Origin of the sequence: Streptomyces sp. NPDC006743, assembly GCF_040703815.1 — a bacterium.
Taxonomy (GTDB): domain Bacteria; phylum Actinomycetota; class Actinomycetes; order Streptomycetales; family Streptomycetaceae; genus Streptomyces.
The window spans coordinates 75551-89639 of the sequence record NZ_JBEYJA010000032.1; the positions used below are offsets into that span (position 1 = coordinate 75551).

A 14089-nucleotide genomic window follows, 5' to 3' on the forward strand; every position below is an offset into this window, starting at 1 on the left:
ACGGCCCACCCGTGCGGCCCGCGGCGCCGCGTCCGCCGGGCGGCCGTCGGCCCCGGCGGACGTCCCTGGCGCCTACCCCTCGAACCGGCCCCGAATCCGCCCGCCCGGCGATCCGCCCCCCGGTCCGGTGATCCGTCCCTCGATCGGGTGCCCTTTCCGCGAGTCGGCCCGTCTATCCCTCGCTCTCGCCCCGGATCACGGCCAGCACGCCGTCCAGTTCGTCGGCCTTCACCAGCACGTCCCGCGCCTTGGACCCCTCGCTGGGGCCGACGATGTTCCGCGACTCCATCAGGTCCATGAGCCGGCCGGCCTTGGCGAAGCCGACGCGCAGCTTGCGCTGGAGCATGGACGTGGACCCGAACTGCGTGGAGACGACCAGTTCGGCGGCCTGGCACAGCAGGTCGAGGTCGTCACCGATGTCCTCGTCGATCTCCTTCTTCTGCTTGGTGCCGACGACGACGTCGTCCCGGAAGACCGGCGTCATCTGGTCCTTGCAGTGCTGGACGACGGCCGCGACCTCGGCCTCGGTGACGAAGGCGCCCTGCAGCCGGGTCGGCTTGCTCGCCCCCATCGGCAGGAAGAGCCCGTCGCCCTTGCCGATCAGCTTCTCGGCGCCGGGCTGGTCGAGGATGACGCGGCTGTCGGCGAGCGAGGAGGTGGCGAACGCGAGCCGGGAGGGCACGTTGGCCTTGATCAGGCCGGTGACGACGTCGACCGAGGGCCGCTGGGTGGCCAGCACCAGGTGGATGCCGGCCGCGCGGGCGAGCTGGGTGATGCGCACGATCGCGTCCTCGACGTCCCGCGGCGCCACCATCATCAGGTCGGCCAGCTCGTCCACGATCACCAGCAGGTACGGGTACGGCTGCAGCTCGCGCTCGCTGCCCTCCGGAGACTTCACCTTGCCGCTGCGCACGGCCGCGTTGAAGTCGTCGATGTGCCGGAAGCCGTACGCGGCCAGGTCGTCGTAGCGCAGATCCATCTCGCGGACCACCCACTGCAGCGCCTCGGCGGCCCGCTTGGGGTTGGTGATGATCGGCGTGATCAGGTGCGGGATGCCCTCGTAGGCGGTCAGCTCGACGCGCTTGGGGTCGACCAGGACCATGCGGACGTCCTCCGGTGTCGCCCGCATCATGATCGAGGTGATCAGGCAGTTGATGCAGGACGACTTGCCGGAGCCGGTCGCGCCGGCCACCAGGATGTGCGGCATCTTCGCGATGTTGGCCATCACGTAGCCGCCCTCGACGTCCTTGCCGAGCGCGACCAGCATCGGGTGGTCGTCCTCGGCCGCGTCCGCCAGGCGCAGCACGTCACCGAGGTTGACCATCTCGCGGTCGGTGTTGGGGATCTCGATGCCGACCGCCGACTTGCCGGGGATCGGGCTGATGATGCGCACGTCCGGGCTGGCGACGGCGTACGCGATGTTCTTGGTCAGGGCGGTGATCCGCTCGACCTTCACGGCCGGGCCGAGCTCCACCTCGTAGCGGGTGACCGTCGGACCGCGGGTGAAGCCGGTGACCCGGGCGTCGACCTTGAACTCGGTGAAGACGTTGGTCAGCGCGTCCACGATGGCGTCGTTGGCGGCGCTGCGCGCCTTGCCGGGGCCGCCGCGCTCCAGGAGGTCCAGCACGGGCAGGGAGTAGGTGATGTCGCCGGAGAGCTGGAGCTGTTCGGCGCGCGGCGGCAGGTCCCGGGTCTCGGCGGGCGGGGCCTTGGTGAGGTCGGGAACCCCGGCGAGCGGCTTCTCGGGCTCCTTGCGCGCCGGTGCCTCGGTCCTGGGGGGCGCGACCGGAACATCCCGCTCGGGGCGCGCGGAGGGGACCGGGGTCGGGGTGGGGGTCTCGGCGCGGTCGCCCACGCTGACGCCCTGGGTGAGGTCGGCGACGACGGGCGAGGGCGGCATGCCGTGCAGCACGGCACCGTCGAGCGCGGCGGCAGCGGCGGCCGCCACGTCCACGGCGTCCAGCTGCCGTTCCATGTCGGGCTGCGGTACGGCGGAACGCCGGGGCCGGCCGCGCCGCTTGGCCAGCGCCTCCTGCTCCGCCTGCTCGGGGTCGTGCTCCTGGGGGGCGTTCTGACGTCTGCGGGGGCGCGCGGGCAGCGCTTGGCGCCACTGCTCGTCGTAACGCGCGTCGTCCTCGGAGTACGCCGGGTACTCGGCGTCCTCTTCGTCCTCCGGGTCGGGCAGCAGGCCCAGCTTCACGCCGAGCAGCCGCAGCCGCTGCGGGATGGCGTTGACGGGGGTGGCGGTGACGACCAGCAGACCGAACACGGTGAGCAGCACCAGCAGCGGTACGGCGAGCACCTCGCCCATGGAGTACGTCAGCGGGGTCGCCGCCCCCCAGCCGATGAGGCCGCCGGCGTCCCTTATCGCCTGCATGCCGTCGCTGCGGGCGGGCGAGCCGCAGGCGATGTGCACCTGGCCGAGCACGCCCAGGACGAGCGCGGACAGGCCGATGACGATACGGCCGTTGGCTTCGGGCTGTTCGGGGTGCCGGATGAAGCGCACGGCGATGATCCCGACGAGGATCGGCACCAGCAGGTCGAGCCGGCCGAACGCGCCGGTGACGAGGATCTCGACCAGGTCACCGACGGGGCCGCGCAGGTCGGCCCAGGTGCCCGCGGCGACGATCAGGGCGACGGCGAGCAGCAGCAGGGCGATGCCGTCCTTGCGGTGCGCGGGGTCGAGGTTCCTGGCGCCCTGCCCTATGCCGCGGAAGACGGCGCCGACGGCGTGCGCGAGGCCGAGCCAGAGGGCGCGCACGAGACGGAACACGCCCCCGGTGGGGCTCGGTGCGGGCCGGGGCGCGGGCCTGCTCGCCGCGGCCTTCTTGGCCGGTGCCTTGCGGGCGGGAGCCTTCTTGGCGGCGGCCTTCCTGGCCGGGGCTTTTTTCGCGGCGGCCTTCTTCGCCGGAGCCTTCGCGGAAGCAGCCGCCTTCTTCGCGGGCGGCTTGTTGGCTGCGGAGGGACGTGAGGCCATAGGTGCGAGATTACCGTCGCGGGCGACGCCGGACACGTGTGGCCAGTGCTTCACCCGTTCGTGTCGCGCCTGGGCGGTCGGCAGTTGACCAGGCCTCACCCGGCCTGCGGGACGGCGGGAGTTGCCCGGTCAGGGGCGGTGGAACCTCGCCCGGCCGCCCCAACGGGCCCAGGGCGTGCGTCAGTTCTGTGACGGCAGCGAGGAGGGACTGCCCGTGCCCGGCTCCAGCGCGTCCAGCGCCCGGCGCAGCCCCGTCAGCTTCCGCTCGAGGTGGGCCGCCGTGGCCACCGCCGCGGCGTCCGCGGAGTCGTCGTCGAGCTGCTTGGAGAGGGCTTCCGCCTGCTCCTCCACGGCCGCGAGGCGCGCGGACAGCTCCGCGAGCAGTCCGGCCGCCTCCTTACCCTCGCCGACGCCGCCCTTGCCGCCGCCCTCCAGCTGGAGCCGGAGCAGGGCCGCCTGCTCCTTCAGCTGGCAGTTCTTCATGTACAGGTCCACGAAGACCGAGACCTTGGCGCGCAGCACCCAGGGGTCGAACGGCTTGGAGATGTAGTCCACCGCGCCCGCCGCGTAGCCGCGGAAGGTGTGGTGGGGGCCGTGGTTGATCGCGGTGAGGAAGATGATCGGGATGTCCCGGGTCCTCTCCCGCCGCTTGATGTGCGCGGCCGTCTCGAACCCGTCCATGCCCGGCATCTGGACGTCCAGCAGAATGACCGCGAAGTCGTCCGTGAGCAGCGCTTTGAGCGCTTCCTCCCCGGACGATGCCCGCACCAGCGTCTGATCGAGCGCGGAGAGGATGGCCTCCAGCGCCAGCAGATTCTCCGGCCGGTCATCGACCAGGAGGATCTTGGCCTTCTGCACCATGGCCCGCCCTCCTCGCCCCGGCTTGGGGCCGCCCCTGTCCGCAGGAACCGGGGCAGCACCGGTGGAGGCCGCCCCGGAGGACGACTCCCTTGCGCCGCCCGTCCTTGTGCCGGTCATCGTAGCCGCACCCCGCCTGTCACCACACCCTGTCACCGCGATGTCACTGTGCACGTAGCAGAAACGCGGCAGGAGACCAGAAGGTTCCCCGAATCCCGCATCTCTACACGACATCGCGCACCCTGAGTCAACAACTCCGCGCGCCCCCGGAAGGTTCCCGGAACCGGAGAACAGATCACTCCGGTCTCCGGCACCCACCAGAAAACGGGGCGTTCCGGACCCGGACACCCCCTGCGGAACCGGTCGTCCGGGCCGCGCACCCGCCGGGAGTCCGGGTCACCCCGAGCCCCGGCGCGCCCACCGCGTCCCCGGTGGACCGCCCCGGTCCCCGGCACCCGCCCAAGCGCGGCCGGTCACCGCGAGCCCCAGGCTCACCGCGCCCCCGTCACCGCGAGTCTCGGGCATCCACCGCGGCCCCGGCCGGGGCGGCCCCGGGCCGGCGCCTCACTCCTCGCTCATCCACTGCCGCATCACGCCCAGCAGGTGATCGGGGTCGACCGGCTTGGTCACGTAGTCGGAGGCGCCCGACTCGATCGCCTTCTCCCGGTCGCCCTTCATCGCCTTCGCGGTCAGCGCGATGATCGGCAGTCCGGCGAACTGCGGCATCCTGCGGATCGCCGTGGTCGTCGCGTACCCGTCCATCTCGGGCATCATGATGTCCATCAGGACGACCGCCACGTCGTCGTGCTGTTCCAGGACCTCGATGCCCTCGCGGCCGTTCTCCGCGTACAGCACCGACAGGCCGTGCTGTTCCAGGACGCTGGTCAGCGCGAAGACGTTGCGGATGTCGTCGTCGACGATGAGCACCTTCTCGCCGCCGAACCGGACGTCCCGGCTCCCCTGCGGCGCCCCGTCGGGCTGCCCGGTCTCCCGGGCCGGCCACTGCTCGGGCCGGTCCTCGTGCCCCTGCCGCTCGGTGGAGGGCAGCGCCCTGCGGCGGCGCCGGAACAGCGCGGCGGCACCGTTCTGCGTCTCCTGGTACGACTTCACCTCCGCCGGCGTCTCGACCTGTGCGGCCGTCAGCTCGGAGGCGTGCGAGACGCCGGGCAGCTCCGTCAGGTGCGGCTCACCGGCGGCGGCCAGGTCGTCGGCGTCCAGGCCGGTCACCGGCTGCTGGTAGCCGTGCGGCGGCAACTCGCCCGGGTGCAGCGGCAGGTAGAGGGTGAACGTGGAGCCGCGGCCGGGCTCGCTCTGGGCGTGGATCTCACCGCCCAGCAGTTGCGCGATCTCCCGCGAGATGGACAGCCCGAGGCCCGTCCCGCCGTACTTGCGGCTGGTGGTGCCGTCGGCCTGCTTGAACGCCTCGAAGATCACGCCCATCTTGCTGGCCGCGATGCCGATGCCGGTGTCGGTCACCGAGAACGCGATCATCTCCGTGTCCGGATCGGTCAGCGAGCCGACCTCCAGCAACTGCTCCCGGATCGCCTGCGGCACGTCCCCGCGCGCGGGACGGATGACGAGTTCGACCGACCCGGAGTCGGTGAACTTCACCGCGTTGGACAGCAGGTTGCGCAGCACCTGGAGCAGCCGCTGCTCGTCGGTGTGCAGGGTGGCGGGCAGTTCCGGCGACACCCGCACCGACAGGTCCAGGCCCTTCTCCGCGGTCAGCGGCCGGAAGGTGGCCTCGACGTAGTCGATCAGCTCGACGAGCGCGATACGCGTCGGGGAGACGTCCATCTTGCCCGCCTCGACCTTCGCCAGGTCCAGGATGTCGTTGATCAGCTGGAGCAGGTCGGACCCCGCGCCGTGGATCGTCTCGGCGAACTCCACCTGCTTCGGCGAGAGGTTCCCCTCCGCGTTGTCGGCGAGCAGCTTGGCCAGGATCAGCAGGGAGTTCAGCGGTGTGCGCAGCTCGTGCGACATGTTCGCCAGGAACTCGCTGCGGTAGCGCATGGAGACGGCGAGCTGCTCGGCGCGCTCCTCCAGGACCTGCCGCGCCTCCTCGATCTCGGAGTTCTTCGCCTCGATGTCGCGGTTCTGCTGGGCCAGCAGCTCGGCCTTCTCCTCCAGTTCGGCGTTGGACGCCTGGAGGGCCTTCTGCCGCTGCTCCAGCTCCTCCGAGCGCAGCCGCAGCTGCTCGGTCAGCTCCTGGGACTGCTTCAGCAGCTGCTCGGTCTTGGTGTTGACGGAGATGGTGTTGACGCTGGTGGCGATCATCTCCGCGATCTGGTTGAGGAAGTCCTTCTGGATGTGGGTGAACGGTGTGAAGGAGGCCAGCTCGATCACGCCGAGCACCTTGCCCTCGAACAGCACCGGCAGCACGATCACCTGCGCGGGCGGCGCCTCGCCGAGCCCGGAGGAGATCTTCAGGTAGCCGCTGGGCGCCCGCTCCACCAGGATCGTGCGCTTCTCCTGCGCGGCCGTCCCGATCAGCGCCTCACCCGGCCGGAACGAGGTCGGCATGGATCCCATCGAGTAGCCGTAGGAGCCGAGCATCCGCAGCTCGTAGGCGTTCTCGGGGTCGTCGGCGAAGTCCTTGTCGTCGGTCCGGGGCACGGCGACGAAGAAGGCGCCGTGCTGGGCGGAGACCACCGGCGTCAGCTCGCTCATGATCAGCGAGGCCACGTCCTGGAGGTCGCGGCGCCCCTGCATCAGCGCGGAGATGCGGGCCAGGTTGCCCTTGAGCCAGTCCTGCTCCTTGTTGGCGATCGTGGTGTCGCGCAGGTTGGCGATCATCTTGTTGATGTAGTCCTGCAGTTCCTGGATCTCGCCGGAGGCGTCGACGTCGATCTTCAGGTTGAGGTCGCCGCGGGTCACGGCGGTCGCCACGCGCGCGATGGCACGCACCTGCCGGGTCAGGTTCCCGGCCATCTCGTTGACCGACTCGGTCAGGTCGCGCCAGGTGCCGTCGACGTCCCGCACCCGGGCCTGCCCGCCGAGCTGCCCCTCCGTGCCCACCTCGCGGGCCACCCGGGTGACCTCCTCGGCGAAGGACGAGAGCTGGTCGACCATCGTGTTGATGGTCGTCTTCAGCTCCAGGATCTCCCCGCGCGCGTCGATGTCGATCTTCTTCGTCAGGTCGCCCTTGGCGATGGCGGTCGTCACCATGGCGATGTTGCGCACCTGACCGGTCAGGTTGGACGCCATCTGGTTCACCGACTCGGTGAGGTCCTTCCAGGTGCCGGCCACGCCCGGGACGTACGCCTGCCCGCCGAGGATGCCGTCCGTGCCCACCTCGCGGGCCACCTTGGTGACCTGGTCGGCGAACGAACTCAGTGTCTTCACCATCGTGTTGAAGGTGTCGGCGAGCTGCGCCACCTCGCCGCGCGCCTCGATGGTCACCGTCCGCGTCAGGTCGCCGTTGGCGACCGCCGCCGCGACCTGGGAGATGTTGCGCACCTGCATGGTCAGGTTGTTGGCCATCAGGTTGACGTTGTCGCTGAGGTCCTTCCAGATGCCGACCACGCCCGGCACGTGCGCCTGGCCGCCCAGGATGCCCTCCGTGCCCACCTCGCGGGCGACCCGGGTGACCTGCTCGGCGAAGGACGACAGCTGGTCGACCATCGTGTTGACGGTGGTGACCAGCTCCAGGATCTCGCCCTTGGCGTCGACCGTGATCTTCTTCGACAGGTCGCCCTTGGCGACCGCGGTGGTGACCTCGGCGATGTTGCGGACCTGGATGGTCAGATTGTTCGCCATGAAGTTCACGGACTGGGTGAGGTCCTTCCAGGTGCCCGCCACCCCCTGCACCTCGGCCTGGCCGCCCAGGATGCCCTCGGTGCCCACCTCGCGGGCCACGCGGGTGACCTCCTGGGCGAACGAGGAGAGCTGGTCCACCATCGTGTTCAGGGTGTTCTTCAGCTCCTGGATCTCCCCGCGCGCGTCCACGGTGATCTTCTGGGACAGGTCACCGCGGGCCACGGCGGTGGCGACCTGCGCGATGTTGCGCACCTGGGAGGTGAGGTTGCCCGCCATGCCGTTCACCGAGTCGGTGAGGTCCCGCCACACGCCCGCGACGCCCGGCACCTGCGCCTGACCGCCCAGCCGGCCCTCGGTGCCCACCTCGCGGGCCACCTTGGTCACCTGGTCGGCGAAGGCGGAGAGCTGGTCGACCATCGTGTTGATGGTGTTCTTCAGCTCCAGGATCTCCCCGCGCGCGTCCACGTCGATCTTCTGCGAGAGGTCACCGCGGGCCACGGCCGTCGTCACCTGGGCGATGTTCCGCACCTGACCGGTCAGGTTCGACGCCATGGAGTTGACGGAGTCGGTGAGTTCCTTCCAGGTGCCCGACACGCCGTCCACGCGCGCCTGGCCGCCCAGCCGGCCCTCCGTGCCCACGTCCCGGGCCATCCGGGTCACCTGGTCGGCGAACGAGGACAGCTGGTCCACCATCGTGTTGACGGTGTTCTTCAGCTGGAGCATCTCGCCGGAGACGTCCACGGTGACCTTCTGCGACAGGTCACCGTTGGCCACGGCCGTCGTCACCTGCGCGATGTTCCTGACCTGACCGGTGAGGTTGCGGAAGGCCGTGTTGACGGAGTCGGTGAGGTCCTTCCACGTGCCCGCCGCGCCGGGCACCTGCGCCTGGCCGCCCAGCTCACCTTCGACACCGATCTCCCGCGCCACCCGCGTGACCTCGGCACCGAACGCGGAGAGCTGGTCGACCATCGTGTTGACGGTGTTCTTCAGCTCCAGCATCTCGCCGGCCACGTCCACGGTGACCTTCTGCGACAGGTCACCGCTGGCCACCGCCGTCGTCACCGCGGCGATGTCCCGCACCTGCGTGGTCAGGTTCCGGAACACCGTGTTGACGGAGTCCGTCAGGTCCTTCCACGTCCCGGCCACGCCCGGCACGATCGCCTGACCGCCCAGGCGCCCTTCCGCGCCGACCTCGTTGGCCACGCGCGTGACCTCGTCCGCGAAGATCCGCAGCGTCTCGGTCATCTGGTTGATCGTCTCGGCGAGCCGCGCGACCTCACCGCGCGCCGGGACGGTCACCTTCTGCGACAGGTCACCGTTGGCCACGGCCGTCGTCACCTGCGCGATCCCGCGCACCTGGGCCGTCAGGTTGCCGGCCATCAGGTTCACCGAGTCGGTGAGTTCCTTCCAGGTGCCGTCCACCCCCGGCACGTGCGCCTGGCCGCCCAGGATGCCGTCGGTGCCCACCTCACGGGCGACCCGCGTCACCTCCGAGGAGAAGGCGGACAGCTGGTCGACCATCGTGTTGACGGTGTTCTTCAGCTCCAGCATCTCGCCGGCCACGTCCACGGTGACCTTCCGCGACAGGTCGCCCTTGGCCACCGCCGTCGTCACCAGCGCGATGTCGCGCACCTGCGCCGTCAGCCGGGACGCCATCGTGTTGACGGAGTCCGTGAGGTCCTTCCAGGACCCCGACAGGCCCCGCACCCGCGCCTGGCCGCCCAGCTTGCCCTCGGTGCCCACCTCGCTGGCCACGCGCGTGACCTCATCCGTGAACGTGGAGAGCTGGTCCACCAGATTGTTGACGGTCCGCCCGACCTTCAGGAACTCGCCCCGCAGCGGATGCCCGGCACCGTCCGTGACCTGCGTGCGCAGCTCCATCCGCGGGGACAGATCGCCCTCGGCGACCGCGGACAGCACCCGGCCGACCTCGGAGACGGGCCGTACGAGATCGTCGACCAGGGCGTTGGAGTTCTCGATCGCGGCCGCCCAGGAGCCCTCACAGGCACCGGTCTCCAGCCGCTCCGTGAGCTTTCCCTCACGTCCCACCATGCGCCGCACCCGCGCCAGCTCGCCCGTCAGATGCAGGTTGCGGTCGGCCACCTCGTTGAAGACCGCGGCGATCTCCGACATCACGCCGTCCCCGGACACCGTGAGCCGCTTGCGGAAGTTCCCGTCCCGCATCCCCGCCAGCGCCGCCAGAAGCCGGTTCAGTGCGGCCGTGTCGACCACCGTGGTCGCGCCCCGCGGCGCGCGCCGGCTGCTCGGGGACTGGCCGGACTGTCCGCCTTTCGCGCGCGTCTTCGTGCTCCGCGTCGCTGCGCCAGACTCCACTGTGTCCCTCCCGCAGGGATCGACCGTCACTGCTGCGTCGTTACCGCCCGGTACCACCAGGCCGCACCAGGTGCTGCTGCCCCGCACGGGTGGACCGCACTCGGCCTGCCCGTACCGTCGACAGAAGCCTGCCCAGTGTTTCACCCCCACCGAACCAGGCCATAACAGTTCGGCAGCTTCGCACACCGTCCGCACACCCTCCGGGCGAAATCAGTGGTGACCGGCATCCGCACGGACGGCGAAGGTAAGTAACCTTGCATGCGGCTGTCCAGCCGAGCCGGTCCGACCGGCCTGGGCGGTGGCACGGAACGAGCGGGCATCGGAGGGCGGCCTCACACATGACCACCGGAGTGATCCCCCCGGGACAGTCCCCGGAGCCGCGGCCGACGGGGCCCGAGGGCCCCCAGCTGCCGGAGCAGCGGGGCGAGCCGGACGGCCTCCGAGAGCTGCCCGAAGACAACCGGACGAGGAGTTCTGTGATCACCGCGCGCGCGGCCGCCAGCTTCGAGCCCCTGGGGCGATCGGTCGCGACCGCCCGGTCCTTCGTCCGCGACACGCTCCAGGGATGGGGCTTCGGCGACGTCGTCGACGACGCCGTTGTCCTCACCAGCGAACTGGTGACCAACGCCGTCGTCCACGCGGGCACCGCCGCGGACGTCCTGTGCCTGCGCAGTGACCACGGGGTGCGGATCGAGGTCGCCGACCGCTATCCCGAGCGCGAGGTCCCGCTGCAGAGCGCCGCGGTCTCCATGGGCAGCCCCGACCGCGAGGGCGGCCGCGGCCTCCAGCTGTGCGCGGCCCTGGCCGGCCGCTGGGGCGTGGAGTACACCCCCACGCACAAGAACGTCTGGTTCCAGCTCGACCTGCCCGAACGCCCGGTCGGCACCCGCACCGCGGGCCCCTCGCTGCCCGCCGAACTCCTCCCCGTCGCCGACGGCCGGGTCCGCGTGGCCGTCGTACAGGTCGACCGCGGCGGGACCATCACCGCCTGGAACGAGGACGCCGAGGAACTCTTCGGCTACTCCGCCGAGCAGGTCACCGGCAAGCCCCTCACCGACCTCGCCGCCTGGCCGCACACGCCCGGCACCGGCACCGGCATCGCCGAGGCCCTCCGGCTCTCCCGCTGGGAGGGCAGCTACGGCGTCCGCGGCGCCCACGGCCGCGTCATCCCGGTCTACGCCTCCCACCTGCGCGTCCGCGACACCGGCGGCGAACCCTCCACGGTCTGCCTCCTGGTACGCGAACACGAGCGCGCCGTCCTGCAGACCCCGCTGCGCACCCCCGCGAGCAACGACGCCAAGAGCACCTCCCCCGACGGCGCCGACCCCTTCGAGGTCTTCATCGGCTCCCCCGCCCCCGACGACCTCGACGGCCTCCTGCAGCGCACGGTGGAACGCGCCCGCGACATGCTCGACGGCGACGCCGCCTTCCTGCTCCTGGCCACCGACGACGAGACGGAACTGGAGGTCCGCGCCTCCACGGGCCTGCCCTCCGCCCGCCAGCGCTTCGCGCGCGTCCCCGTCGAGGCCGGTCCCGGCCGCTACGGCTCGGCCCGGATGCCCGCCGTCCACGACGACCTGACCGCCGCCCCCGGCGCCGTCCCCCTGCTCGGCGGCACCGGCATGCGCTCCGTCGTCACCGTCCCGCTCAAGGTCGAGGGCCGTCTCACCGGCTCCCTGGGCGTCGCGGCCGAAGGAGCCGGCAGGTACTCCAACGAGGAGGCGCTGCGCCTGCAGTTCGCCGCCGACCGCATCGCCCTGGCCGTCGAATCGGCCCGCCTGGGCGAGCTGGAGCGGCTGCGCCGCGGCTCGCTGAGCTTCCTCGTCGAGGCCTCCGACCTGCTGGCCGGCACCCTCGACCGCGACCAGACCCTCGCCCTGATGGCCCAGATGACGGTCCCCACCCTGGCCACCTGGTGCGCCGTCTACACGATCGCCGACCAGGCCTCCGAGCCGTATCTGTCCTACGTCCTGCACGAGGACGAGGAACTGATCGACGGCATCAAGTCCCTGCTGTCGAAGATCGCCCCGCCCGACCCGGTGCCGACGCCCGGCGCCCGCGTCTGGTCCGCCCCCGGCGAGGCCGCCCACCAGGCGGCCCTGCGCAGCTCCATGCGCAGCCTCAGCCTGGGCGACTCCGACCACCGCATCGGTACGGCCATCGGCCCGACCCTCGCCACGGCCTCCGCCGTCGGCGGCGAGACGGTCGTCCTGCCCCTGGTGGCCCGCAACCGCGTGATCGGCATGCTCACCCTGGGCAAGCCCACCGACGAGCACTTCCGCCAGGAGATCCTGGAACTCGCCGAGGACCTCAGCCGCCGCGCCGCCCTCGCCCTGGACAACGCCCGCCTGTACTCCGAGCGCACGGCCATCAGCCAGTCCCTCCAGCGCAGCCTCCTGCCGCCGGGACTCCCGCAGGTCGACGGGGTCGAGGTCGACGTCATCTACCGCGCGGCCGGCGAGGGCAACGAGGTCGGCGGCGACTTCTACGACCTCTTCCCCATCCGCGACGGCGCCTACGGCTTCGCCATCGGCGACGTCTGCGGTACAGGCCCGGAGGCGGCGGCCGTCACGGGCCTGGCCCGGCACGCGCTCCGCCTGCTCGCCCGTGAGGGTTACGGCGGCCCGGCCGTCCTGGAGCGCCTGAACTCGGCGATCCTCGACGAGGGCGCCCGCAGCCGCTTCCTCACGCTCCTGTACGGCGAGTTGTGGCCCCAGGAGGACGGCAGCGCGCATTTGAAGGTCGTCTGCGCCGGCCACCCGCTGCCGCTGCGCCTGCGCCAGGACGGCACGGTCGAGCCCGCCGCGGAACCGCAGCCGCTGCTCGGCGTCATGGAGGACCTGGAGCTGTACGAGCAGTCGGTCACGCTGGACCCGGGCGACGTCCTGCTCTGTGTCACCGACGGCGTCACCGAGCGCCGCGAGGGCACGCGCATGCTGGGCGACGACGGCCTCGCGGACGTCCTCACCACCTGCACGGGCCTGACGGCGGGCGCGGTCGCCGCCCGCATCATGCGCGCGGTGGAGCGCTTCGCCTCGGACGCGCCGTCCGACGACATGGCGATCCTGGCGATGCGGGTCCCGGAGGTCCTGACCGACTGAGGCCGGGGGCCTGGCCCGGACATGCGAAAGACCCCGCCCGGAAAGGGCGGGGTCTTTTCTCTCTGAGCCCCCAAACGGAATCGAACCGTTGACCTTCTCCTTACCATGGAGACGCTCTGCCGACTGAGCTATAGGGGCCTGTCGCCTTTTCGGGGTTTCCCCCGTGGCAACGGAATAGATCATACCCCGAACACAGCCGTGCTCCCAACCACGACCGGTCCGCCGAGCGCATTGCACACGGCCACGATCCGCTGCATCTCGCGCCGGGTCAGCGAGGCGTCCACCGGCAGCGCCAGCGTGTCCCCGGCGGCCCGTTCGGTCTCCGGCAGGGACACGCAGCGCCGGAACTCGGGCAGCCGGTGCACGGGCGTCTTCACGGGGACCCGGCAGTCGACTCCCCTCGCCCGCACGGCCCGTGCGAAGGCGTCACGGTCGGGCCGGCCGTTGCCCGGCACCCGCACCACGTACTGCTGGTAGGCGTGTCCGTCGCCCCCGTCGGGCGTCCGCACACCGCGCAGCCTGGCGTCCAGATAGGCGGCACGCTCCCTGCGCCGCGCCCTCTCGTCGTACGGCACCTCGGTCTCGGCGTGCTCCAGCACGAGCAGCCCGTGCCGACGGCCGACTCCGCGCAGCCCCGCGAGGTCCGCGGTCCGGCCGAAGCGGTGGACGGCAACGACCGCCGCGGTCCGGGGAGTTACGGCCGCTTCGACGGCGGACGGGTCGAGGCAGTAGGTCACGGGGTCTATGTCGGCGAACACCGGCAGCGCACCCACCTGGACGGCCGCCTCGGCCACCTCGACATTGCCGAACGCCGGAACGACGACTTCATCACCGACTCCGACGCCGGCGGCTCTGAGCAGAGCAGCAGTACCCATGCGGCGGATGCTGCTCCGGCAACGTGAACGTCAAGTGACGGAGAACAAAAAAGGGTTGGACCCGGAACCGAAGTTCCAGGTCCAACCCTTTGAATGATTGTTCGGCGGTGTCCTACTCTCCCACAGGGTCCCCCCTGCAGTACCATCGGCGCTGTAAGGCTTAGCTTCCGGGTTCGGAATGTAAC

Annotated in this window: 5 protein-coding genes, 1 tRNA gene and 1 rRNA gene; 1 reads left to right on the forward strand and 6 read right to left on the reverse strand. The window is 71.1% G+C overall.

Annotated features, from left to right (window positions below):
* Window positions 1–172: 172 nt before the first annotated feature.
* The 3 genes from ABZ719_RS24305 to ABZ719_RS24315 form a co-directional block, all read right to left on the reverse strand.
* Window positions 173–2977: a DNA translocase FtsK gene (locus ABZ719_RS24305; protein WP_366727286.1), complete on the reverse strand. Its 2805-nt coding sequence runs from the start codon at window positions 2975–2977 to the stop codon at window positions 173–175.
* A gap of 180 nt (window positions 2978–3157) precedes the next feature.
* On the reverse strand, window positions 3158–3838 hold the full coding sequence (locus ABZ719_RS24310; RefSeq protein ID WP_366727287.1) for a response regulator: 681 nt from the start codon (window positions 3836–3838) through the stop codon (window positions 3158–3160).
* A 561-nt stretch (window positions 3839–4399) separates the two neighbouring features.
* Window positions 4400–9928 (reverse strand): HAMP domain-containing protein, encoded by a 5529-nt coding sequence (locus ABZ719_RS24315; protein WP_366727288.1) that lies wholly within the window; start codon window positions 9926–9928, stop codon window positions 4400–4402.
* Window positions 9929–10266: 338 nt separating this feature from the next.
* On the opposite strand from ABZ719_RS24315, the gene ABZ719_RS24320 reads away from it, so the two are divergent.
* The gene (locus ABZ719_RS24320; RefSeq protein WP_366727289.1) at window positions 10267–13029 is read left to right on the forward strand and encodes a SpoIIE family protein phosphatase; all 2763 of its coding nucleotides are present in this window, start codon (window positions 10267–10269) and stop codon (window positions 13027–13029) included.
* A 65-nt stretch (window positions 13030–13094) separates the two neighbouring features.
* On the opposite strand, the gene ABZ719_RS24325 is transcribed toward ABZ719_RS24320, so the two are convergent.
* The 3 genes from ABZ719_RS24325 to rrf form a co-directional block, all read right to left on the reverse strand.
* Window positions 13095–13167, reverse strand: a tRNA-Thr gene (locus ABZ719_RS24325).
* Between the two features lie 41 nt (window positions 13168–13208).
* Window positions 13209–13904: a DegT/DnrJ/EryC1/StrS family aminotransferase gene (locus ABZ719_RS24330; RefSeq protein WP_366727290.1), complete on the reverse strand. Its 696-nt coding sequence runs from the start codon at window positions 13902–13904 to the stop codon at window positions 13209–13211.
* A 99-nt stretch (window positions 13905–14003) separates the two neighbouring features.
* A 5S ribosomal RNA gene (rrf, locus tag ABZ719_RS24335) occupies window positions 14004–14089 on the reverse strand; the annotation flags it as partial.

Bases quoted from the DNA above. Each gene is read 5' to 3' on its own strand.
- ABZ719_RS24305 (WP_366727286.1), bottom strand. From the start codon at position 2,977: ATGGCCTCACGTCCCTCCGCAGCCAACAAGCCGCCCGCGAAGAAGGCG.
- ABZ719_RS24310 (WP_366727287.1), bottom strand. From the start codon at position 3,838: ATGGTGCAGAAGGCCAAGATCCTCCTGGTCGATGACCGGCCGGAGAAT.
- ABZ719_RS24320 (WP_366727289.1), top strand. From the start codon at position 10,267: ATGACCACCGGAGTGATCCCCCCGGGACAGTCCCCGGAGCCGCGGCCG.
- ABZ719_RS24330 (WP_366727290.1), bottom strand. From the start codon at position 13,904: ATGGGTACTGCTGCTCTGCTCAGAGCCGCCGGCGTCGGAGTCGGTGAT.